Source organism: Lysinibacillus sp. G01H, assembly GCF_028872195.1.
In the GTDB taxonomy this organism is placed as follows: Bacteria; Bacillota; Bacilli; order Bacillales_A; family Planococcaceae; genus Lysinibacillus; species Lysinibacillus capsici.
In genome coordinates this window covers 4113565-4135388 of record NZ_CP118397.1, presented here as the reverse complement: position 1 = coordinate 4135388, position 21824 = coordinate 4113565, and the positions used below count along the sequence as shown (strand labels likewise).

Annotated in this window: 24 protein-coding genes and 1 riboswitch; of the genes, 16 read left to right on the top strand and 8 right to left on the bottom strand. The window is 36.7% G+C overall.

The window, feature by feature from the left end:
- Positions 1–618 precede the first annotated feature (618 nt).
- The 3 genes from PSR12_RS21025 (at position 619) to PSR12_RS21015 (ending at position 4697) form a co-directional block, all read left to right on the top strand.
- Complete coding sequence (locus PSR12_RS21025; protein WP_407717045.1) at positions 619–1791, top strand: glycosyl hydrolase family 18 protein; 1173 nt, start codon at positions 619–621, stop codon at positions 1789–1791.
- A gap of 128 nt (positions 1792–1919) precedes the next feature.
- A complete protein-coding gene (locus PSR12_RS21020) occupies positions 1920–4127 on the top strand; it encodes a YcdB/YcdC domain-containing protein (RefSeq protein WP_274770406.1) in 2208 nt (735 codons plus the stop codon).
- 105 nt (positions 4128–4232) lie between these two features.
- Complete coding sequence (locus PSR12_RS21015) at positions 4233–4697, top strand: YusW family protein (protein ID WP_221683006.1); 465 nt, start codon at positions 4233–4235, stop codon at positions 4695–4697.
- 47 nt (positions 4698–4744) lie between these two features.
- On the opposite strand, the gene PSR12_RS21010 is transcribed toward PSR12_RS21015, so the two are convergent.
- The gene (locus tag PSR12_RS21010) at positions 4745–6739 is read right to left on the bottom strand and encodes a catalase (RefSeq protein WP_221683005.1); all 1995 of its coding nucleotides are present in this window, start codon (positions 6737–6739) and stop codon (positions 4745–4747) included.
- 152 nt (positions 6740–6891) lie between these two features.
- Between PSR12_RS21010 and PSR12_RS21005 the strand changes: the two genes are divergently transcribed.
- The 6 genes from PSR12_RS21005 (at position 6892) to PSR12_RS20980 (ending at position 11854) form a co-directional block, all read left to right on the top strand.
- On the top strand, positions 6892–7326 hold the full coding sequence (locus tag PSR12_RS21005) for a MarR family winged helix-turn-helix transcriptional regulator (protein ID WP_257520651.1): 435 nt from the start codon (positions 6892–6894) through the stop codon (positions 7324–7326).
- A gap of 50 nt (positions 7327–7376) precedes the next feature.
- Complete coding sequence (locus PSR12_RS21000; RefSeq protein WP_274770402.1) at positions 7377–8360, top strand: ring-cleaving dioxygenase; 984 nt, start codon at positions 7377–7379, stop codon at positions 8358–8360.
- 69 nt (positions 8361–8429) lie between these two features.
- Complete coding sequence (locus PSR12_RS20995; protein WP_221683002.1) at positions 8430–9047, top strand: nitroreductase family protein; 618 nt, start codon at positions 8430–8432, stop codon at positions 9045–9047.
- Between the two features lie 63 nt (positions 9048–9110).
- Positions 9111–9653: an NADPH-dependent FMN reductase gene (locus PSR12_RS20990; protein ID WP_048394950.1), complete on the top strand. Its 543-nt coding sequence runs from the start codon at positions 9111–9113 to the stop codon at positions 9651–9653.
- Between the two features lie 127 nt (positions 9654–9780).
- Positions 9781–11175 carry a sensor histidine kinase gene (locus tag PSR12_RS20985; protein ID WP_274770400.1) on the top strand — a complete coding sequence of 465 codons (1395 nt, stop codon included), beginning with the start codon at positions 9781–9783 and terminating at the stop codon, positions 11173–11175.
- Positions 11153–11854, top strand: coding sequence for a response regulator transcription factor (locus PSR12_RS20980; RefSeq protein ID WP_274770399.1), 702 nt, complete (start codon positions 11153–11155; stop codon positions 11852–11854). The genes PSR12_RS20985 and PSR12_RS20980 overlap by 23 nt, the downstream gene beginning before the upstream one ends.
- Positions 11855–11894: 40 nt before the next feature.
- Here PSR12_RS20980 and PSR12_RS20975 read toward each other — a convergent pair whose 3' ends face one another.
- Together PSR12_RS20975 and PSR12_RS20970 are read right to left on the bottom strand one after the other, a co-directional pair.
- On the bottom strand, positions 11895–12464 hold the full coding sequence (locus PSR12_RS20975) for a YdhK family protein (RefSeq protein ID WP_274770398.1): 570 nt from the start codon (positions 12462–12464) through the stop codon (positions 11895–11897).
- A 114-nt stretch (positions 12465–12578) separates the two neighbouring features.
- The gene (locus PSR12_RS20970) at positions 12579–13175 is read right to left on the bottom strand and encodes a biotin transporter BioY (RefSeq protein WP_274770396.1); all 597 of its coding nucleotides are present in this window, start codon (positions 13173–13175) and stop codon (positions 12579–12581) included.
- Between the two features lie 154 nt (positions 13176–13329).
- Positions 13330–13517: riboswitch (cobalamin riboswitch) on the top strand.
- A gap of 146 nt (positions 13518–13663) precedes the next feature.
- Here PSR12_RS20970 and PSR12_RS20965 point away from each other — a divergent pair.
- From PSR12_RS20965 to PSR12_RS20955, 3 genes are read left to right on the top strand one after another with little or no spacing between them, the layout of a single operon-like run.
- Entirely contained in the window at positions 13664–14710 is a 1047-nt protein-coding gene (locus PSR12_RS20965; protein ID WP_274770395.1) for a FecCD family ABC transporter permease, read from the top strand.
- A gap of 5 nt (positions 14711–14715) precedes the next feature.
- A complete protein-coding gene (locus PSR12_RS20960; RefSeq protein ID WP_274770394.1) occupies positions 14716–15507 on the top strand; it encodes a heme ABC transporter ATP-binding protein in 792 nt (263 codons plus the stop codon).
- Positions 15508–15558: 51 nt separating this feature from the next.
- Complete coding sequence (locus PSR12_RS20955; RefSeq protein ID WP_274770392.1) at positions 15559–15735, top strand: hypothetical protein; 177 nt, start codon at positions 15559–15561, stop codon at positions 15733–15735.
- Between the two features lie 53 nt (positions 15736–15788).
- Here PSR12_RS20955 and PSR12_RS20950 read toward each other — a convergent pair whose 3' ends face one another.
- The 3 genes from PSR12_RS20950 to PSR12_RS20940 form a co-directional block, all read right to left on the bottom strand.
- The gene (locus PSR12_RS20950; protein WP_221682995.1) at positions 15789–16103 is read right to left on the bottom strand and encodes a DMT family transporter; all 315 of its coding nucleotides are present in this window, start codon (positions 16101–16103) and stop codon (positions 15789–15791) included.
- Positions 16103–16456 carry a DMT family transporter gene (locus PSR12_RS20945; protein WP_274770391.1) on the bottom strand — a complete coding sequence of 118 codons (354 nt, stop codon included), beginning with the start codon at positions 16454–16456 and terminating at the stop codon, positions 16103–16105. The genes PSR12_RS20950 and PSR12_RS20945 overlap by 1 nt, the downstream gene beginning before the upstream one ends.
- Positions 16457–16530: 74 nt before the next feature.
- Positions 16531–17109 (bottom strand): TetR/AcrR family transcriptional regulator, encoded by a 579-nt coding sequence (locus PSR12_RS20940; protein ID WP_274770389.1) that lies wholly within the window; start codon positions 17107–17109, stop codon positions 16531–16533.
- A gap of 179 nt (positions 17110–17288) precedes the next feature.
- On the opposite strand from PSR12_RS20940, the gene PSR12_RS20935 reads away from it, so the two are divergent.
- The 4 genes from PSR12_RS20935 (at position 17289) to PSR12_RS20920 (ending at position 20906) form a co-directional block, all read left to right on the top strand.
- The gene (locus tag PSR12_RS20935) at positions 17289–17459 is read left to right on the top strand and encodes a hypothetical protein (protein ID WP_221682992.1); all 171 of its coding nucleotides are present in this window, start codon (positions 17289–17291) and stop codon (positions 17457–17459) included.
- A gap of 69 nt (positions 17460–17528) precedes the next feature.
- Positions 17529–18695 (top strand): endonuclease Q family protein, encoded by a 1167-nt coding sequence (locus PSR12_RS20930; protein ID WP_274770388.1) that lies wholly within the window; start codon positions 17529–17531, stop codon positions 18693–18695.
- Between the two features lie 110 nt (positions 18696–18805).
- Positions 18806–20431, top strand: a complete 1626-nt coding sequence (locus tag PSR12_RS20925; RefSeq protein ID WP_274770387.1) for an S-layer homology domain-containing protein — start codon at positions 18806–18808, stop codon at positions 20429–20431.
- A 106-nt stretch (positions 20432–20537) separates the two neighbouring features.
- Positions 20538–20906, top strand: coding sequence for an ion channel (locus PSR12_RS20920; protein WP_221682989.1), 369 nt, complete (start codon positions 20538–20540; stop codon positions 20904–20906).
- Between the two features lie 50 nt (positions 20907–20956).
- Here PSR12_RS20920 and PSR12_RS20915 read toward each other — a convergent pair whose 3' ends face one another.
- Both PSR12_RS20915 and PSR12_RS20910 read right to left on the bottom strand, forming a co-directional pair.
- Positions 20957–21244 carry a DUF2653 family protein gene (locus PSR12_RS20915; protein ID WP_004224435.1) on the bottom strand — a complete coding sequence of 96 codons (288 nt, stop codon included), beginning with the start codon at positions 21242–21244 and terminating at the stop codon, positions 20957–20959.
- On the bottom strand, positions 21232–21693 hold the full coding sequence (locus tag PSR12_RS20910) for a hypothetical protein (RefSeq protein ID WP_221682988.1): 462 nt from the start codon (positions 21691–21693) through the stop codon (positions 21232–21234). Before PSR12_RS20910 ends, PSR12_RS20915 begins: the two co-directional genes overlap by 13 nt.
- Positions 21694–21824 lie beyond the last annotated feature (131 nt).

Genomic DNA, 21824 nt, shown 5'->3' with positions numbered 1-21824 from the left:
TAACACCTCCTTACAATAATTTCATTATACAAGAGTGAGAACAGGGAAAAGAATAAGGCATATGACGCTAGTTGCGTAAAAAAATTTGGGAAAAGCGTAACAAAAAGTAGCCTGCTACACTTGATTGGTAGGGTAGAAAGTGGGTGACACTTTGCCTCAGATTATATGAAAAATAGAACATTTGTACGATTAATATTATCTAGATAAGTATCATTTTGCGCTTATTTATACTAATAACGGAGTAAAAAGCAGAATATATTACTCAGGTAACTTTATAGACATACATACGTAAAAGTAAATTCTTTCATGAAAGAGACTCGCTTTGGATTAGATTGGATTTATATGATTTTCTTTGTATTAAATAGCTGACATAATACAGTCCAATATTCATCCGCTATAAATAGTGGTCTATTTTTGTGTAGTTGTTGAAAGACATCTTTTCATCTCTGATTTCATAAGCTTTATAGGTATGATTTTATCAAGCTAAAAGGAGGCAAAATCATTCAAATACACGTTGTACGGGCTGGTGAGTCTTTATGGGGAATTGCACAGGCGTATGGGGCTACGGTTCAGAGCATTATAGATGCCAATCAAATTCCAGAGCCAAATCGTTTAGTTGTGGGGCAAGCTCTTGTAATCCCGATTGTCGGAAGCTTTTATTATGTACAGCCAGGTGATAGCTTATGGTCAATTGGCCAACGTTTCGGTATTAATTATGTAACACTTGCACAAGTAAATGGCATTAATCCCAATCAACCATTAGCAGTTGGAACGAGATTATACATCCCACAACCACCAAAAACAAGGGCAGAAACCTTAGCCTATTTAGAGCCGAGAGGAACATCAGTTAGTGAGGCACTCTTGAATCAAGCGAGGGAAGCGGGTCCTAATTTAACATATTTAGCTTTATTTAGCTATGAAGCTAGGCGTGATGGTACTTTACAGAGGCCACCAAGCCAAGGTGTAACACAAATTGCCAATGATACGGGAGCATCAATGGCAATGGTTATTTCTAATTTGGAGAATTTTAGTTTTAGTGGTGAATTAGCGAGAGATATTTTTCAAAGCATAGCTGTTCAAGATTTACTATTTGATAATATTCTTGCAGAAGCAAAGCAACTAGGGGATGTTAAGGATATCCACTTTGACTTCGAAAATTTGCCAGCAGATCAACGACAAGCCTATAACAATTTTTTAAGAAGAGCTGTTGAAAAATTCCATGCTCAAGGATATACAGTGTCTACGGCATTAGCGCCAAAAACAAGTGATAGTGAGCAAGGACCATGGACAGCTGCACATGATTATAAGGCACATGGGGAAATCGTGGACTTTGTTTTACTCATGACCTATGAATGGGGATATTCAGCTGGCCCACCAATGGCCGTTTCACCTCTCCCAGAGGTAGAGGCAGTTGTAAAATATGCGATTAGTGAAATACCTGCAGGCAAAATTATGTTGGGGCAAAATTTATATGGCTACGATTGGACGTTACCTTTTGTCCAGGGGGGACCCTTTGCAGAAGCACTTAGTCCACAGCGAGCCATTGAAATTGCTAAACGTTATAATGCAGCAATTCAGTATGATTGGAGAGCCCAAGCACCGTTTTTTGAATACTATGATGAGCAAGGTAGAGCGCATATGGTATGGTTTGAAGATGCTAGATCTATTCAAGCTAAATTCAATCTCATTAAACAATATAACCTTCGTGGTATTGGTTATTGGAAATTAGGACTACCATTCCCTCAGAATTGGGTATTAATTGGTGCTAATTTTGATGTAGTAAAGAAATAAGATAAGGAAGTATAAGGGACAGATTACCCAATGTATTTTCTTCAAAGAGGAAATTATCTGTAAATTCCATATCTAATTATGGATAAATATATTATAATAATGGTAAATAGTATTTTAGGAGGGATATTTTGGGTAAATTTAAAAAGTTAGGTATTATTTTAACAACTACTGCATTTTCTGTTGGTATTCTAGCACCCGTTTCACAAGCTTCTGCAAATGTGAAAGAACCTTCAGAGCGTATTGCAATACAGTTGGCTGCCTCAGAGACAAAAGTGACAAAAGGTATGCTAATTAACAAATTACGTGCACTATTCCCTGAAGAGTTCAAATTTGTAGCTGACAATGAGTTTAATTCTGGAGGCGGTCATTTCTTTAGAGATGATACAACGGTCCGTTATGATTTAAACTTCCATAAAACAGTAAATGGTAAAGATGTATATGGTGGTTTTACATTTAAAGGTGAAGATTTGGAGTTAGAAAATTTCTATTATCAGCCAGCTAATATCGCTGAAGCAGTATATCCCGCAAAATATTCAGAGACTGAAGCAAAAAAAATTGCAGATGACTTCCTAAGAAAATTTGCGAAAATAGAGAACTATAAACTCCGTGAAGATGGCTTCGGTTATTACAATGACATTAATCGTCCATTATCACAACCAATTACCTACTCATTTGTTTATTCACCAACATATAATGGAGTGCTTATTGGCGATCAAAGTATCACTATTGATGTTCTTGCTAATGGTCAAATAACAGGAATGTATCGTAATACAGAATCTTTAAGTAAAGCAACCTTTGATAGCTCAAGCCAGAAAAAAAATGAGGAAGAAATTGTAGCACAAGTACGGGATAACTTAGCAGTTGAACTTCGTTATTACGTTGACTATTTTAGCGATCAACGTAATGTGAAGCTTGTCTATATGCCAGCAACAGGATTTAATGGTGTACATGCTTTAACAGGTCAATGGCAAACAACGAATGGCTTCTCTACACAAGTTCCAAAGACGAAAAGCGTTGAGAAAATATCCTCACAGCAATTACCACCAAGAAAAAGCGGTATGACAGTAGCAGAGGTTGAGGAATTCGCTAAAAATTTATTAAAAGTTGATGAAGACAAGGCAAAGCTCACGATTGATATGGTTGACGAAAGAGAAAATGACAATGGTGAAACGGTTTATACAGTAAATTACATGTATATGTACAATAATGGCGGGTCTGGTACCTCTTTCGAAATTAATAAGGCAACAGGCGATATCGTGCAGTATCACGATATTATGAGAGATTTTATCAACACTGACAAAACAACTACCCTCTCTAAGGATGCGGCATTAGCAAAGGCGATTGAATACTTAAAGCAATGGGCTCCATCCTATTTACATGAGTATTCGATGCCAATTGATGATCCTGTATATGATGATTATAGTAAAGATTATTACTTCTCCTTCCCACGCATCGTAAACGGGATTGCAGTTGTTGGAGATGAAATAAACGTAGGTATTGGATCTGATGGGTCATTACGTTCATTGAATGTTAATAAGCAAAAGATTAATAACTGGCCTTCTCTTAGTCAGGTAATCTCTGCTGATAAAGCAAAAGAAGCATATAGTAAGGCCCTTACATTACAACTACAATATATAAAACAAGATACTGAAGGTAAACAACATTATGATCTAGTCTATGCTCCAATTTACAACGGTAGCTTAGTTAATCAGATTGATGCAATTACTGGTGAATGGTTGTATGAGGTAGATGACTCAAAAGAAAAACCATCTATTTCACACCCAACAGCAGCCAATGAATTAAACTATCTTTTACATCAAAATGTATTAGAGGTAAAAGATATAGCAAACTTTAATGCTGATGCTGCTGTGACAAAGGGAGAAGCATTAAAGATTCTACTAAAATCTTTAACATATGGCCATTTTGGTAGTGGCGATGGTGAAAAGCAAACCTTCAGCAATATCGATAAAAACCATCCATTATATGGAGTGGTTGAACAAGCTGTAAGAATGGGAATTTTACAACCAGCAAACCAATTCGCTTTGGATGAAGCATTAAATCGTCAAGAGCTAGCGGTATGGGCTGTTAAAGCAATGCAATTGGAGAATGTTGCAAAGTATAAGGATATTTACAAATTAAACTTTGCGGATTCAGCATCTATTGATCCAGCGTATACAGGCTATATAGCAATAGCAAATGGGATGGGTCTGATTGATACACAGCAAAATAACTTTAATGCTAGCAAGAGTGTGTCATATGCCGATTTGGCTGTGTCAACAGTTCGTTTAGCAAAAGCTATTCAAGAAAATAAAGTGGATCGTAACTTCTATTATTAAGTCGCATTCCATGAAAAGGGTATCTCCTTAATTGTAGGAGATGCCCTTTTTAGGTTAGTTTGTAGAAGAATGGGGAAATAATAAGTAAAGAAAGGAGTGAATAAATTGAAATTGAAATTTATTTTAGTGATTTCTTTAATGACTGTTATTCTTTACGGCTGTAATAAGGATGAGGTAAATGATGTGCCTGCAAACGCTCCAGCAGATCAGAATGCTACTCAACAGACTGGTGAGACGCCCACTGACCAAGTGACATTTAATTTTATAGAGTTTTCATTAGATGTTGATTACTCTGCAACGGAGTCTTATGAGGTAGAATATGAAGATAAAAAAACAGGAATAGAAGCAAAATTAGAGGATGATCGAAAAAATGAAAAACTGCAGGGCGATGAAGCTTATACTAAATTAGAGCCGTTATTTAAGCAGTTGAATTTTGATTCTACTACACCTAATGACGAAGTGATTGATCAAGTAATCAAAGTATTCAATATTGAAGATAACTATCAATCCATTGAAGTGGATGTCGAATTTGTAGACGGCAATGAAAAGGAATTTAAACGGATTAAATAATAAAAATATGCCAGCTAGCTGATTTAATCAGTTAGCTGGCTTTTCATTCATTTACATTCTCGTACCCAATGTCGATGTTTAGCAAGGGCATGAACAAAAGACTTTGGATCGTTTGCAACCCCATGTTTATTGGCTATATGCTGTAAAAATAAAACATTTTCCGTATAACCTATTGTTTTACAGTGCTGATAGGCTTGTTCAATAAACTGTTCTGCTTTAGCTTGTTCATAGGAATTTTGAAAGGCTCCTGTAACATAAACCCCATCATAAAGAACTGAGGAGGTAGTAGCAAATGTTTCGTGAATTTCATAGCCGCTTACTATGCCTTGTTTATTACTTACTAGTTCAACTACGATATCTTCACTTAAAAATGTAGCAATAAGTTCATTTAATTTTTCACTACTATTTTCTGTAACAATTACAGCTACTTTATTAGATTTGACACTTTCCTTTGCATTGATTACTTGGCTAACAGCAGGAGAAATTTGTTGAATATGTGGTACTTCCACTTCTACAGGTGGAACTATACCAATTCGTTCAGCGATAGATGAAGCAAGTGAGTAACTGACATTAGCATACATGTCTACAACTTGTTTTCGAATCGCTTTATTTTTTACTTTGCCAAGTTCAAAGCTAAAGGCATCGATAATATGCTTTTTCTCAATATCAGTCATACTAAGCCAGAATAATCTTGCCTGAGAAAAATGGTCTTTAAAGCTCTCACTACGTGCACGTACTTTATGCCCTTCAACTTTTTCTTCATAATGCTTATATCCACCATCTGCTTCAGAAACAGGATGTGGTGTATTATTGGCTAAGGAATTTTTATGGTAGCTAACTTGTCCCACATTAATGGTTTGTCGGCCATAGCCATCTCGTTGGTTATTATGAAATGGACAGATTGGTTTATTAATAGGAAGCTCATGGAAATTAGGACCTCCCAGTCGTATTAACTGTGTATCGGTGTAGGAGAATAAACGACCTTGTAATAAAGGATCATTTGAAAAATCAATGCCAGGTACAACATGACCGACATGGAATGCGGCTTGTTCTGTTTCTGCAAAAAAATTATCCACATTTTTATTCAAGGTCATTTTCCCAAGGATGCGTACTGGAATTTCTTCTTCAGGCCATATTTTCGTGGCATCAAGAATATCGAAGCTAAATTTGAATTCATCTTCAACGGGAATAAGTTGCACACCAAGCTCCCACTCTGGGAAATACCCACGTTCAATCGATTCCCATAAATCTCTGCGATGAAAATCGGGGTCTTTTCCAGCTATGATTTGTGCTTCATCCCATACTAATGATTTTACCCCAAGTACAGGTTTCCAATGAAATTTAACAAAGTGGGCTTTTCCTTCGGCATTGATAAAGCGATAAGTATTAACACCAAAGCCCTCCATCATTCGATAGCTTCGTGGAATCGATCTATCTGACATATGCCACATAACCATATGAGCAGACTCCTGATTATTTGCAATGAAATCCCAAAATGTATCATGGGCACTTTGTGCTTGTGGAATTTCGTTATTTGGTTCGGGCTTTACAGCGTGTACAAAATCGGGGAATTTAATAGCATCTTGAATAAAAAATACTGGTATGTTATTTCCAACTAAATCATAATTGCCCTCTTGTGTATAAAACTTAGTAGCAAAGCCGCGTGCATCACGAACAGTATCTGCAGAGCCTTTAGATCCAGCAACGGTAGAGAAGCGGACAAAAACAGGGGTTTTAGTTCCTTTTCCATTTAAAAATTGTGCCTTTGTAATATCACTTGCGCATTCATATGTTTCAAAAATTCCATGAGCGGCTGAGCCACGTGCGTGTACTACTCGTTCAGGAATTCGTTCATGGTCAAAGTGAGTCATTTTTTCACGGAAATGAAAATCCTCTAGTAAAGTGGGTCCTCGCTCACCTGCTTTTAGTGAATGCTCATCTTCCGATATTTTTAATCCTTGATTGGTTGTGAGAGGTTGATCTTTATCACTTACTCGGAATGCTTCTAGCTGTTGTTGTTTTTGATTGACATCTTTTTTCATTTAGAATCCTCCTTTATAAGTTACAACTACCTTCTACCCGAACGAAAAGATGGCAAACATGAAGAAACAAATTGTTTGCTGTTCAAAAATGTATATGTTATTATTATCTCGAATTAAAGATAATTAAATTCGAAGTAAAAAGAGGGAGTCGTATGAAGCAAAACAATCGTAACTTAAAAGCATTTACGGTCTTGTTCCGAGCATATCAAACGATTCAAGATGCTACTAAAAGAGATTTACTTCAATTCGATTTAAATCAAACTGAATTTTCGGTTCTTGAATTTTTATATCATCATGGAGAACAACCAGTTCAAATGATTGGTAAAAAAATATTAATTGCAAGCAGTAGTATTACCTATGTGATAGATAAGCTCGAGCAAAAGGGCTATGTGTACCGTAAGGCATGTCCAAGAGATCGCCGTGTTACGTATGTATTACTAACGCTTGAGGGGCAGGTTTTGATGGAGGAAATATTCCCTAAGCATGAACAGAAAATAAATGAGATATTTGAAGTATTGGAAGCTCAGGAGCTGGACAACATGATTTTATCACTTAAAAAAGTTGGCAAGAACGCCAATAACCAATAAAAAATTTTAAATATATATCTCGATATCGAGATATGTAGGAGGAGCATACTATGAATCATTTAAAAGGTGTACACCATGTAACGGCTATCACAAGTAGTGCTGAAGAAAATTATAAATTCTTTACCTATGTTTTAGGAATGCGCTTAATAAAGAAAACAGTGAATCAGGATGATATTCAAACATACCATTTATTCTTTGCAGATGATAAGGGTAGTGCAGGTACAGATATGACGTTCTTCGATTTCCCTAATATCCCAAAAGGTGTACATGGTACAAATGAAATTTCAAAGACTTCTTTCCGTGTACCAACGGATGCTGCTTTAGATTATTGGATAAAACGCTTTGACCGTTTAAATGTGAAGCATACAGGTATGAAAGAACAGTTTGGTAAGAAAACACTATCTTTCGTAGATTTTGATGATCAGCACTATCAGTTAATTTCCGATGAGCACAATACAGGTGTGGCAGCAGGTACGCCTTGGCAAAATGGCCCCATCCCACTTGAGTATGCCATTACAGGTTTAGGACCAGTTTTTGTCCGTGTCGCTAATTTTAAATACTTTAAGGATGTGTTAGAAAATGTATTGCTCTTTACAGAGATTGCAGAAGAAGGGGACTTCCATTTATTTGAAGTAGGTGAGGGAGGAAATGGCGCCCAGATTATTGTCCAGCACAACACAGTGTTACCTGTAGCTCGTCAAGGTTTTGGTACTGTTCACCATGCTGCCTTTCGTGTAGAGGATCGTGCGGTATTAGATGAATGGACTGCACGTTTGGAAAGTTTTGGTTTCCACACTTCTGGCTATGTAAATCGTCATTTCTTTGAATCATTGTATGCACGAGTAGCTCCGCAGATTTTATTTGAATTGGCTACAGATGGTCCAGGATTTATGGGCGATGAGCCATATGAAACATTAGGAGAAAAACTGTCATTACCACCGTTTTTAGAACCAAAACGTGAACAGATTGAAAGTCTTGTTCGTCCGATTGACACTGTAAGAAGTTCCATTATGTTCGATAAAGAATATGAGTAACACAATTTCATCCAGCTGGGAAAGATAAGCCCCACTGGATGTATACATAACTGTATTGGGGGATAAAAAATGGAATTTTCCAAGCTGATTGATAAGCGTCGCTCTGCTAATAATTTTATCAAGGACGTTAAGATGACTGAAGAAGATATACGTCCTATTTTGGAGGATGTTAAGCTTGCCCCTTCAGCATTTAACTTACAGCATGCTAATTATATTGTTGTGCTGGATGAGGATATGAAAGAAAAGGTGAGAGAGGCAGCATATGGTCAATATAAAGTGCATTCAGCTTCAGGTGTAATTCTTGTACTAGGTGACAAGGAAGCATATAAAAATACTGCTGAGCTAAGTCAAGGCATGGTGGATTTAGGTATAATTACAGCGGGCGAACTAGAGGATATTGTAGCAGAGAATACAAGATTTTATGAGGATGGCGGTGAAGGATTCATGAAAGATGAAGCCATTCGTAATGCTTCTTTGTCTGCTATGTTATTCATGCTAGCTGCGAAAAATCGTGGTTGGGACACTTGTCCAATGATTGGCTTTGATAATCAGAAAATGCGTGAGCTATTCAATGTGCCAGAAACACATGAAATAGCCTTAATGATTACTATTGGGAAAGAAAAAGAGAGCAGTCGTCGATTACGTGGATATCGTAAGCCAGTTGAAGAATTTGCCATTTATTATTGAAATGGTATAAAATACAATAGCTATACAAATACTATGAATAATGGACATTTAGGAGGAAACATCATGAAAGTAGTAGCAATCGTAGGTAGTATCCGTAAAGAATCTTATAATATGCAATTAGCTCAATTTATTCAAAAACGTTATACAGAAAAGTTAGACCTTGAAGTATTAAGCTTAAAGGACCTACCAATGTATAATCAAGATATTGAAAATGAGGCTCCACAAGCAGTTCTTGATTTTAAAGCAAAAGTAAAAGCTGCAGACGCTGTACTTTGGGTTACACCAGAATATAATGGTACAGTTCCAGGGGTTATGGTAAATGCTATTGATTGGCTATCTCGTGTAGATAAAGTAATGATTGGCAAGCCATCCATCATTATGGGTGCATCAATGGGGAACTTAGGTACTGTAAAAGCACAATTACATTTACGTGATATTTTATTCTCTCCAGGCATTAACTCACCATTACTTAGCGGCAATGACGTTTATATTGGTGCTGTTCACACTAAATTTGATGAAGAAGGCAATTTAACTGATGAAGGTACAGTGAAATTCCTTGACGTAGTCATTGATAATTTCTTAAGCTGGGCAAAAAAATACGTTTAATTAAAATCTAACCCATAAGTATACAATATACTTATGGGCATTTTTTGTTTGGAAAGATGCTACTTCTGCATGAAATCTTCACACTTTTAGGATATACTTTTAAGAAATTCTAAAATGGTGGTTACGGATGAGAAAATTATCATTAAAGCTTGGCATTATCTTTTTCATCACATTGTTTTGTATTGAAACCTTTATGATGTTTTTTTTGCATGTTTCCCTGACGAATTCTAGAGTGGAAGAGGAACTAGAGCGTTTACAAGCGAGAGGAAATTCACATCGTACTATATTAGAACAGAACTTCAATAATGAAACATTAGCACATGTCGTTCTTATGGAATCAGAAGCAAGTACAGATGTCGTGGTGACTGACCATTTCGGAACAATCCTTGCATCCTCACAACCACATCAAGAAATGAGTGATCTGATTCGTGAGATAGAGGGGGAAATACCTTATGAAGGAAGGGTTTTACAAGACAATTGGCAAGAAGTTAAAGCTATTGCGACCATAAGCCCTATTCAAAATCAGCAAGGAACGATTGGCTATGTATTTATGTTTCAAAATACCGATTCCATCCATGCATTAATGAAACGGCTCAATAAGCATTTTCTCATCGTGGGTATTGTATCTAGTCTTGTCAGTATTGCAGTCATTGTTATTCTATCTCGCAAGTTGGCTAAACCACTTATTCAAATGAAAGAGGCTACATTGAAAATGAGTAAGGGTGATTTTACAGTCGCTCTTTCAACGAATGGAAAAGACGAGCTTGGGGATTTATCAAATGCTATCCAGCTTTTATCCAATGATTTAAATCATCTAAGGCAAGAGCGTAAGGAGTTTTTATCGAGTATTGCACATGAGCTTCGTACACCGCTAACTTTTATTAAAGGCTATACAGACATTCTTGCTAAACGGGATTTAACAGGGCAAGATCGTCAAAAGTATTTAGCTATTATAATAGAAGAAACAAATAGACTTTCTAGATTAATTAAAGATTTATTTGATTTAGCGAAAATGGATGAAAACTCATTTGTAATTGAAAAACATTGCTTACATTTAGAGCCGTTTTTCACAAGCATTGAAGAAAAATTAAGTCCCGCTTTTCAAGATAAAAGTATCTATTTGGTTGTCCGTTGTGATAATGGCTTAACACTATGTGCCGATGAAGCAAGACTTGAGCAAATCCTGATTAATCTATTAAATAATGCATTAATCTATTGTGCGCCAGGAGATATGACTACAGTCACTGTAAAAAAAGACAGTGGAATTTTAAGCATCACCGTTGAAGACACAGGGAAAGGAATTCCAAAGAAGGATTTACCATATATTTTTGATCGGTTTTATCGAGTGGAAAAATCACGTAGTCGTGCTTTAGGTGGATCTGGACTTGGGCTTGCTATTGTCAAGGAGCTTGTACAAGCACATGGGGGAGAAATAAAGGTTAGAAGTGAAATCAATAAAGGGACTACTTTTGAATTATCATTTAAAGGAGTAGAAACGAATGAAAACGATTTTATGCATTGATGATGAACCAAGAATGTTAGATTTATTAACCCTTTATTTGGAACCACTATTTCTTTGTAGAGCAATGACTTCTATACAAGAGGCATTGGATTTTTTAGAAGAAGAACATGTGGATTTAGTTCTTTTGGATATTATGATGCCAGAGATGGATGGGTGGCAGGTTTGCCAGGAAATTAGGAAGTTTTGGGATGTTCCTATCATTATGCTTACTGCAAAAGGAGAACACGCTGATGTTGTAAAAGGTTTAAACCTTGGTGCTGATGACTACATTTTAAAGCCTTTTGATGAGGAAGAGTTGTTAGCACGCATACATGCTGTATTAAGAAGAACGATATCTGTAGAAAAAGTGATTAACTTTGAAGGGCTTTGTCTAGATCGAGAGTCCTTTGAAGTATATTTTCAACATAAGGCAATTCCATTAACACCAAAGGAATTTGCCATGCTCGCCCTATTTTTAGATTATCAAAATAGAGCATTTTCTAGAGAACACCTTATACATGCCGTTTGGGGATATGATGTAACGATTGAAGATCGTACCATTGATTCACATGTACGTAATTTACGAGAAAAATTAAGAAAAAGTGGTTTTCCTGCGGATGATTACTTGCAAACCGTTTGGGGCATCGGCTATAAATGGCATAAGTCTGCAAATAGAAAGCGAATGGAACATAAAAGCTAGAAATAACCTCTACCAGAATTGAAGGTAGAGGTTATTTCTATTATTTTGGACTAAGCTCTTCTTCTGTTACCCATTTATGATTTGTTACAGCTTCACCACTTGTAGTGGAAGTATAATCGACCATGTATACAGTTGTTTGCACAGCCTCGTCAATAAGGACAGTCGCATTTTCCATACCTTCCATATGTGTTGCGTCCGTTTTTACTTCTGTTCCAGGAGCCAGTGGTGCTTCTTGTGGGTCAATTAATTCTTCATGAATCACCCACTTATGCTTTTCTATTCGCTTTCCACCAGATGTAGGCTCATAGGAAATAACATAAGCAGTTGTATTATAGGCACCTACTATTGTTGCTTCTGCCCCTTTCATACCTTCCATATGTCCATCTGTAATAATGGCTGTGCTCCCTACAGGAAATTTCGGGTTTTCAGCTTTTTTTAATGTTACTGGTACATCGCCAGAACTTGAATGGTTCATTGTAGAATGATCCATTTTTTCAGAAGTTTCATTAGAAGTGGACGCTGGTTCTGTTTGATCCTCTGTACAAGCCGATAAACTAATTAGAGCGACTACTGATAATAGTCCGACTGACCATCTTTTATTGAATTTCATATGATATCCTCCTCACTATATGCTCCTAATGTAGCAAATAAATGTGCAGAAACGATGGATATGACCCTATGAAAAACATTTCTTTAGTCTGGCACAATTAGGTGGGGAGATATGCTATTGAATGGGCATGATCTTCAATGTTTTTTGTAATCTATGGGCGAAGATACCAGCAAAAATAGCTAAAATAATATCTTTTGGTAGTGGAGGAATCATCCAAAGCCAAGCGAGCTTATATGAAAAATTCTCTGGCGCACTTGCCCAAAGCTTATATGCAAAAAACATCCAATTTGTTCCTATCAAATAATTTATAGCCGTTGCTACCAAAGCAGCTACGATAAAACTTTTCTTTGTCCCGCTTCGTTCCACGATCAACCCTGCAACAAATGCCGCTAATATAAATGTAATAATAAACCCAAAGGTAGGGCTTAAAATTTGGCCAATTCCACCACCGAAACGAGCAAAGACAGGAGCTCCCGCCAATCCTACGCACATATAAATTGTACAGGCGAGCGCACCTTTTCTACTACCAAGAATAAGCCCTGCTAAAGTTGCAAAGAAGGTTTGAAGCGTAATGGGTACACCACCAACTACCATAAAGGGTGCAAAGGAAGTGATATTATCACCCACCATCATTAGCGTTGAAAACAATCCAATGTAGGTAATGTCAATAGTTCTTAACTTATGGTGACTATGTTGTGTAACAGTTGCCATGAATTTCACCTCGTTTTATAAGTTATTACTGCTAGTGTAAAAAACGAATGCTATTGTGTCAACCTTATTATTATTAATAGTTAACTCAAATATTGGGTTAAATAGAAGTAGACTATCTATCTATAAAAATGTATGATAGAACCGTCACAATTTTATAACTTCAAATACTATTGGTGTGACATTTTTGAATGTCACTTAAAAGGGAAGTCGGTGGAAGTCCGACGCTGTCCCGCAACTGTAACGAGGAATCCTATAATATGATTTGCCACTGTTTAAGAATGGGAAGGTAATTATAGGATAGTGAATCGAAGCCAGGAGACCTGCCATTTAGTAATACCTGTAATGCCCACGAGGATGCAAGCAATTACGGACAATAGCTGGATATTTTTCTGACTTTGTTTAATCTAGGGTATTTCTATGCGCATTTTCGCATGGGATACCTTTTTTTATTGCTTCATTCATCAATATTCAGTAGGAGTTTAAAACAGATGAATAAAAAATTTATGTTATTTTCCTTCGTACTTTTCATGGTATTAATTGTTTCAATGACCTTTGCTGTAATGGTTGGCTCAGTTTCAGTTACACCGTTATATGTATGGAAAGTTATTCTTTCTAAAATTCCTTTTATACAAACTTCGATCGAGCAAGATTGGAGTCGCTCTCAGGAAATCATCATCTGGCAAATAAGAGCACCTCGTGTTTTGCTAGCTGCTATAGTAGGAGCGGGGTTAGCCATTGCAGGGGCAGCCATTCAGGCACTTGTACGTAATTCTATTGCAGACCCGTATATTCTAGGGATTTCTTCAGGGGCAGCTGTAGGAGCTACTTCTGTGATTATTTTAGGAGCCTTGTCATTTTTAGGTATTTACGCTCTTTCAGTATCCGCATTTCTTGGTTCATTACTTGCCATTACACTTGTTTTTTTCTTATCACGTGTTGGGGGACGTGTCTCTATTTTCCGCTTGCTATTGGCAGGCATGGCTGTGTCCTTTATCTTAACGGCTATCTCTAACTTTATTTTAATGATGTCAAAGCAAGAAGGGGCCTTAAAGGCTGTTATGTTTTGGATGCTAGGTAGTTTAGCTGGAGCCAAATGGAATAGTATTGTGATTCCAGCCTTCGTATTCTTGGTTGTATTTGGGCTACTGTGGCTACACTATCGTAATTTAAATTTATTATTACTAGGAGAAGAGGCGGCAGTGACATTAGGCGTTAATCTTCAGCAATTCCGTATTCAGTTAATACTATTAGTATCTCTATTAACTGGTGTGCTTGTCGCAGTTAGTGGTTCTATAGGATTTGTGGGATTGATTATTCCCCATATTGTGCGTTTAATTGTGGGCTCAAACTATAAATATGTCATACCTATTAGTGCTTTAATAGGTGGAATATTCTTAGTGTGGGCAGATGCCTTTGCTCGAATCATTATTGCTCCTCAGGAAATGCCAATTGGTATTATTACAGCTTTTTGTGGGGGACCATTTTTCATTTGGCTTCTCCGTCGTAACAACTATTCTTTCGGTGAAGGAGATTAACGTCCATGACATTAGAAGCGAAACAAGTATCATTCTCCATTTACGATCAGCGTATACTACATGATGTAAGCATTCAAATAAAAGAAAAGCAATTTGTTGGATTAATTGGTCCTAATGGGAGCGGAAAATCAACATTGTTAAAAAATATGTATCGTCTCCTAAAACCTGAAAGCGGAACGGTAGTATTAAATGAGCAAGATATATTAAAGCAATCAAGTAAATCAATTGCGAAAAATTTGGCTGTTGTAAGCCAAGAGACACCCGTATTATTTGATTTCACTGTGCATGATTTAGTCAGTATGGGAAGAACACCACATAAAAAGCTGTTAGAGCTTGATCAAGAGAAAGATTTTCAAATTGTTAAAGAGGCTCTTAGGCAAACGGGCATATCGCATTTAGAGAAACGAAGCTTTAGTTCGCTTTCTGGTGGCGAGAAAAAGCGTGTCATGGTTGCAAGGGCACTCGCTCAACAAGCACAGGTATTAATATTGGATGAGCCGACGAATCATTTAGATATTCAACATCAACTTCAACTTATGGATTTAATTCAGACCTTGCATTTAACCGTAGTAGCAGCTTTACATGATTTGAATATCGCTGCTATGTATTGCGATCAAATTTACGTTTTACAGCAAGGGCGAATAGTTTGCCATGGTACACCAGAGGAAGTACTTACCCCAACAGTGCTACAAGATGTATTCGGTGTTTTTGCAGATATTCAAATACATCCACTGACAGGGAAGCCGTATCTTACATATGTTCCTGAACAGTTCACGAAGAGGTTTAGCCAAATATAGAAAGCGAGATCTTCTATTAGATACATAAAACATCCTTTAAGGAGTGACTGTATGCAAATAGCCTTTACGAAAATGCATGGTATTGGCAACAGCGATATCTATCTTGATCTTTTCCAGCATGATTACAAGGAAGATATCTTTTGTGAATTGGCTCAAAAAATGGCCAATGTCCATACTGGTATTGGCTCGGATGGATTGATTATTATCCAACCATGCCATATTAAATAAAATGAATACAGGACGCTTCCGATTTAAGAGTGGCGTCCTGTATTGTAGAGCCATTAAGATACTGCTTTTAAGCCTGCTACACCTATGATAATTGCTATGATACTGATAATACGTGATAAATTTTTAGATTCACCAAAGAAAATGATATTTACGAGTACAGCTCCAACAGTACCAATTCCTACCCAAACAACATAGGCAATACTTAACTGCAAATAGTTGAAGGATGCATATAAAAGGGCAAAGGACACACCAAAACCACCAATATATAAAATTAAGTTTCGTAATGTTTTCTGCTGACTATAGAAGCGTAAGCCAATCACACCTATAATTTCAGACAAAGCAGCTAAGATAATAAGTACCCAACCCATTATACATTCTCTCCTTCCGTTTGCACCTGCACTTTAGAGGAATTATCCGCTAATTTTAGACCAATCACACCTAATATTAAAATAATCATGAACAGTCCTTTAATGGCATTAAATTCTCCTTCGAAAATGAAAATATCCATTAATGTAGTACCGATTGCACCTGCTCCGGCGAAAATAGCGTAGACTGTACCAGTAGGTAAGCTCTCGCAAGCCTTCGATAAGAAATGAAAATCTATAGCAATGATTGTCACAATAATTATCCAATGCCACCATGAGCTTGCTACGTTAAAGCCAAATACCCAAAGCAATTCAAATAAACTTGTTAAAACGACGTACATCCATTCTTTTTTCATAAGTAAAATCCTTTCTATTAGGGAATGCAATGACTGACGTTCAGTCATTTTTGGAGTAAAAAAGAACGTCACTTTTATGGGTGACGTAGGCCAAGTGCGTGAGATAGGAAGTCTATAAGCTCAAGCTTGAGCAATTTCATTGTTTCATCCTTGCTATCGTCAAATAAATAAATTTGTTCAGCAGCAGATTCAATTAGACCAATCATCAGTTTAGCAGAACGTGTTGGGTCAATTGAATCACGTATCATTCCCTGTTGCTGGCCAGATAATAAGAAATGGCTCATCCATTCATAATAGGGTGCATATATATTTTCCCATTCTTTTAAATGCTCAGTTTGCGCAATACCTGCATAAATAAGTGCAACGATATCTCCATAATCTTTCGTGATTAAGAAAACCATTTCCACAACCTCTTCAAGTTGCTGTTCAAAGGGCTTATGACTTGAAATACCTTCATCTAAGGTAGCAATAATTCTTTCTACCATATTTTTTGCAATAGCTGGCATCACAGAAAGGCGTGATGGGAAATAAAGATAAAATGTTCCTTGAGCGATCCCAGCAGCTTTAACGATATCTGAAACCTTTGTTTTTTCTATTCCTTTTTCTCGAAAAACCTCAATGGCAGCTTGAATAATTTTTTCTTCTTTTGACATGCAATCCCTCACTTTTGCCTTACTTAATTATTATGTTATAGAATAAGAAAAATAATGTCAATAAAAATGACTGATAATCAGTCATTTTTTTATCCATGTTCGTTTGTAATTCCACAATTATGCGAAGAAGTATATTTTCTATATTTCGGGGAATTGTATAATTGAAAGGATTGATGGCCATGACAGAAATTAAGTTTGCACAATTAGACCCGCAGCAACTAGAAAAAATCAATGAGCTTGAAGAAAAGATTGGTGTAACATTAGTTGCCTATGATGCTTCCTCCACACCATCACACGGTTCTGGCGCTTTTGAGTCAAATAATAGCACTACTACAAATCATCCATCATAATGAAGAGAAATGCCTTGCAGTAATGTAAGGTATTTTCGTTTTATAGATGTACTAAAAGGAGTGTTTGAATTGAATGAATTCTATGCTGATTTACATATTCATATTGGACGTACTTCTAGTGGAAGGGCAGTGAAAATTACTGGCAGTAAAACGTTAACATTAGCACGAATTTTAGAGACGGCTAGTGCAAGAAAGGGATTAGACATCATTGGGGTCATTGACTGTCACTCACCAGAAGTAATCGAAGAAATGGTGAGGATGATTGAACACGGAGAACTGCAAGAACTTAAAGAAGGTGGTCTGAGATTTCAGGAAACAACTTTGATTCCCGGATCAGAGATCGAAATTTATGATCAACATTGTCAGGGTCCTATTCATGTGCTTGCTTACTTTCCTACACTAGAGCTCATGAAGCGGTTCTCAGAATGGATGTCACAACATATGAAGAATATCCATTTAAGTTCACAGCGTATTTATTGTGATGGCAAGACCTTGCAGCAAAAGGTGCATGAATTGGGAGGTATTTTTATTCCTGCACATGTATTTACACCATTTAAAAGCTTGTTTGGCAAAGGGGTTCGTCGAAGTTTAACTGAAGTCTTTGATCCGCAGCTTATTGATGGCATTGAATTAGGTTTAAGCTCTGATACAAATATGGTACGTCATATTAAAGAATTACAAGCATATACATTCGTTAGCAATTCCGATGCACATTCGCTTGGAAAATTAGCGCGAGAATATCAAAAGTTACGATTAGCAGAAGCGAATTTTACAGAATTAAAAATGGCTCTGCATGAGCAACAGGGACGAGCGGTAATAGCCAATTATGGCCTGAATCCTTTGCTTGGCAAATATCATCAAACAGTTTGTGCAAAATGTAGTCAACAGCTAAGTAAAGAAGCTACCATTTGTACAGAATGTGGGAGTACTCAAATTATAAAGGGAGTAGCTACCCGTATACAGGAGCTATCAGAAGACTTTCCCAATAAGCGAAATAGACCACCTTACATTCATCAGATACCACTTGATTTCATTCCAGGTATTGGTCCTAAAATGATGGAACGTTTAATCGGAGCATTTGGTACAGAAATGAATATTTTGCATCGTGTAACAATCGACCAGCTTGAACAAATTGTGCCACATAAACTAGCCCAATTAATCGATTTAGCGAGAACGGGCCAATTAGCCATTAAAGTTGGTGGTGGTGGGATTTATGGAAAGATACAGGTTGATTAGATAAGAAATGAAATGTTTTAAAAAAGATTGTTGTAATTTAACCTATTTTTATCGCTCCTCTAGTAAAATAGTGAAAACAACGACTATTTTATAAGTAGAGGAGAGAGTAAATGAGATTATCAAAGAAATTTCGTTTTTTAGCTTCAAGTATATTGGCTTTGCAATTAGCTTTACCTGTAGCAGCTAGTGCAAAAGAAGGACAGGGTGACCGTATAGCACCAAGTTGGATTGTACAAACCGATTATGTGGCACTTGGTGATTCATTAGCACATGGGATGAATGAAGTAGGTGTAATTGGATTAGGCTATACCGATTTTATTGCACAGGCATTACAGCAAGACGGCTTCCTTACTTCCTTTAATAAGGGCTTTGCTATGTCAGGCTACACAACTAAAAATGTTTTAGCTGATCTACAAAATGATGTTGCAAAAACAGTGACTGGTTTTGGCTATACAGAGGAACAGGCAAAGTTACGAGCTTCTATTAAGGAAGCTGAAATCATCACATTAACAGCTGGGGCAAATGATCTATTGCCAATATTAAAAGAATCTCAAACAACGGGAATTGACACTGTGGCTATCATAAAAGCTACTAAAGAAGCTGTATCGAACATTGCTACTATTCTTTCTGAAATCAAAAAAATTAATCCACAAGCTGAAGTATATGTAATGGGCTATTATAATTCCTTCCCATACTATAGTGCGAACTTACAAAAACAATTTAATCTGTTATTAGCTACTTTGAATTCAACAATCAAAACAACTACTGAAAAAGCGGGCGCTATTTTTGTTCCTACATATGATGTTGTTGCAAAGGATGTTGCCAACTATCTACCAAACCCTGAAAATATTCATTTAAGTGAAGCTGGTTATTTAGCGGTAGCAAATGAAGCATTTTTACCCATTATTAAAACAAGCTCTTTATGGGATGTCACGCAGGCTATCGGAGTAGAGGTAAAAGATCGTACAACTGTTAAGGTTAGCTGGCAAGCAGCGACAGATAATGTAGGCGTAGCAAATTACCTTGTCTATGTGAATGGAAAATTAACTTCAACTTTAAATGCTGACACTACTACAATTACGCTCAAAGATTTAATAGAAAATACAACCTACAATGTATCTATCAAAGCCATTGATGGTGCTGGTAATGAAAGTGTTCAAAATCCTACAGTAACTTTCACTACGAAAGGAACCGTTAGCTTTACAGATACACAGAATCACTGGGCAAAAGAGTATATTCAAAAAGCCGCAAATACAGGTATAATGAACGGCTATACAGATGGGACATTTAGACCTGAGAGTAGTGTAACACGTGCCCAAGCTGCAGCCATTCTTGTAAGAAGTCTTGGCTTAACTACTGAAGAAAAAGCACCATTTACTGATATCGCAAATTATGATGCAGCAACACAGGCAGAAATTGCGGCAGCATATGTACATGGTCTTATTAAAGGAACAGATGGGAAATTTAAGCCTGGACACCCTGTGACACGTGCTCAATTAGCTTTAATGATTCATCGCGCCTATGAACAGCAATCTAATCAGCCGTATATTGCAAAAGGCAATGTGCCATTTGTGGATGTTGCTTCTTATAATGCAGAAACCAAACGTGCAATCACAATGCTGTATGAATTAGGAATCGTGACCGGGGATGGAGGGAAATTTTCACCTGAGGTTGTCACAACAAGAGGTCAAGCAGCTAAAATATTTACCAATCTTAGTCAGCTACTCATTCAATAATAATTAGAAGGTAGGGGGATTGTCTCCTCTACCTTTTGACGTTTTCGTAAAAAACGAAGTATAGTCTAACTATGCTGCTGTATGTCCATTGATAAAGGAGAATGGGATGCTGTCATTTATATTATCTGCTAAAAGATTAGTAAAAGGTTTGTGGAGGTCCTTTAAACGTCCACAGTTCCTATCATTATTTACTACACTATTTTTAATCATTCTATCAGGAACTCTATTCTACAAGGGGACAGAAGGGTGGTACTGGTTGGATGCCATGTATTTTGCTGTAGTGAGCTTAATTCCAACTGGAGTCGAAACAGGACTATATCCAACAACGGCTTATTCTAAAGTTTTTACAATGATTTATTTAATTGTTGGTACAGGAGTAATGTTTATCATGTTATTAATGCTGGGACGCTCTATCGTAGATTTTTCTCTTAATGAAGAAGAAAAAGAAGAGGTTAAAAAACGTTTGAAAAAGTAAAATAGCAGTACAATGAATTCCTTTGGACGATTCATTGTACTGCTATTTTTTTATGATAGTTTGGCAATAATGCCTTCTTCGTCATCTAAAACAAGTTCAATCCCTGTTGAGAATGGATCACCGTGTAGAACATCCTTGATCCAAACACGTAAGGCACCAATCATGGCTGCTGTATTAAGCACCTCGATTTGACCGTTGACTTCGACCTCCGCACCAAAGCCTGCATCATCCTCGTAAGTCAATTCAACAAGAACATCCTCGGGTCGAATGTTTTGATAGTAGGCTTGAGATAAACAAATAGCATTAATAATATCTTGTTCGTTGATTATTTGTGCCATTGTGCTTCCTCTTTGCGCTTTTTATCTTTAAACATATTCACTATCTTCACAACAAGCATCACAATAACAACAATTGCTGCGACATTAATAAGTAAACCTAAAATATTCCCCAGTATACCCATACCACTAAATAGACTACCGAATAATAATCCAGCAAGTCCACCAAGCATTAATCCTTTCATCAGACCACCTGAGAAAAAGCCACCTTTTTTAGTAGTATCTGCTTTATTAGTAGATGTTGAGTTGTTTTTATTTGTTGTTGCATTGTTTTGATCTTTGGTAGTATCCGATTTTTGGATATTCGAGCTATTATTATTGTTAGAGAAGCCCTTTTTACCCGATTTATAGGATTTAGCTTCTGCCGTTGGCGTATCAGAAATAAATAATGTTGCACCAACAGTTGAAAATATCAGTGTCGCTGCAAAAAGAGCGGCAAGAATTTTTTTCATTACATACATTCCTCCAATATAATTTTTAATCTAATCATAAACTAGTTCTTATATAGTAATATTACATGAACTATATTAAAAAATAAAACAAACGCTTTCAAAAATTAAGCTATATCAAAAAATATGGACAA

Excerpts from the sequence above, each read along its gene's own strand:
- PSR12_RS21010 (WP_221683005.1), bottom strand. The coding sequence starts at position 6,739 with ATGAAAAAAGATGTCAATCAAAAACAACAACAGCTAGAAGCATTCCGA.
- PSR12_RS21005 (WP_257520651.1), top strand. The coding sequence starts at position 6,892 with ATGAAGCAAAACAATCGTAACTTAAAAGCATTTACGGTCTTGTTCCGA.
- PSR12_RS21000 (WP_274770402.1), top strand. The coding sequence starts at position 7,377 with ATGAATCATTTAAAAGGTGTACACCATGTAACGGCTATCACAAGTAGT.
- PSR12_RS20995 (WP_221683002.1), top strand. The coding sequence starts at position 8,430 with ATGGAATTTTCCAAGCTGATTGATAAGCGTCGCTCTGCTAATAATTTT.
- PSR12_RS20990 (WP_048394950.1), top strand. The coding sequence starts at position 9,111 with ATGAAAGTAGTAGCAATCGTAGGTAGTATCCGTAAAGAATCTTATAAT.
- PSR12_RS20985 (WP_274770400.1), top strand. The coding sequence starts at position 9,781 with ATGAGAAAATTATCATTAAAGCTTGGCATTATCTTTTTCATCACATTG.
- PSR12_RS20980 (WP_274770399.1), top strand. The coding sequence starts at position 11,153 with ATGAAAACGATTTTATGCATTGATGATGAACCAAGAATGTTAGATTTA.
- PSR12_RS20975 (WP_274770398.1), bottom strand. The coding sequence starts at position 12,464 with ATGAAATTCAATAAAAGATGGTCAGTCGGACTATTATCAGTAGTCGCT.
- PSR12_RS20970 (WP_274770396.1), bottom strand. The coding sequence starts at position 13,175 with ATGGCAACTGTTACACAACATAGTCACCATAAGTTAAGAACTATTGAC.
- PSR12_RS20965 (WP_274770395.1), top strand. The coding sequence starts at position 13,664 with ATGAATAAAAAATTTATGTTATTTTCCTTCGTACTTTTCATGGTATTA.
- PSR12_RS20960 (WP_274770394.1), top strand. The coding sequence starts at position 14,716 with ATGACATTAGAAGCGAAACAAGTATCATTCTCCATTTACGATCAGCGT.
- PSR12_RS20955 (WP_274770392.1), top strand. The coding sequence starts at position 15,559 with ATGCAAATAGCCTTTACGAAAATGCATGGTATTGGCAACAGCGATATC.
- PSR12_RS20950 (WP_221682995.1), bottom strand. The coding sequence starts at position 16,103 with ATGGGTTGGGTACTTATTATCTTAGCTGCTTTGTCTGAAATTATAGGT.
- PSR12_RS20945 (WP_274770391.1), bottom strand. The coding sequence starts at position 16,456 with ATGAAAAAAGAATGGATGTACGTCGTTTTAACAAGTTTATTTGAATTG.
- PSR12_RS20940 (WP_274770389.1), bottom strand. The coding sequence starts at position 17,109 with ATGTCAAAAGAAGAAAAAATTATTCAAGCTGCCATTGAGGTTTTTCGA.
- PSR12_RS20935 (WP_221682992.1), top strand. The coding sequence starts at position 17,289 with ATGACAGAAATTAAGTTTGCACAATTAGACCCGCAGCAACTAGAAAAA.
- PSR12_RS20925 (WP_274770387.1), top strand. The coding sequence starts at position 18,806 with ATGAGATTATCAAAGAAATTTCGTTTTTTAGCTTCAAGTATATTGGCT.
- PSR12_RS20920 (WP_221682989.1), top strand. The coding sequence starts at position 20,538 with ATGCTGTCATTTATATTATCTGCTAAAAGATTAGTAAAAGGTTTGTGG.
- PSR12_RS20915 (WP_004224435.1), bottom strand. The coding sequence starts at position 21,244 with ATGGCACAAATAATCAACGAACAAGATATTATTAATGCTATTTGTTTA.
- PSR12_RS20910 (WP_221682988.1), bottom strand. The coding sequence starts at position 21,693 with ATGAAAAAAATTCTTGCCGCTCTTTTTGCAGCGACACTGATATTTTCA.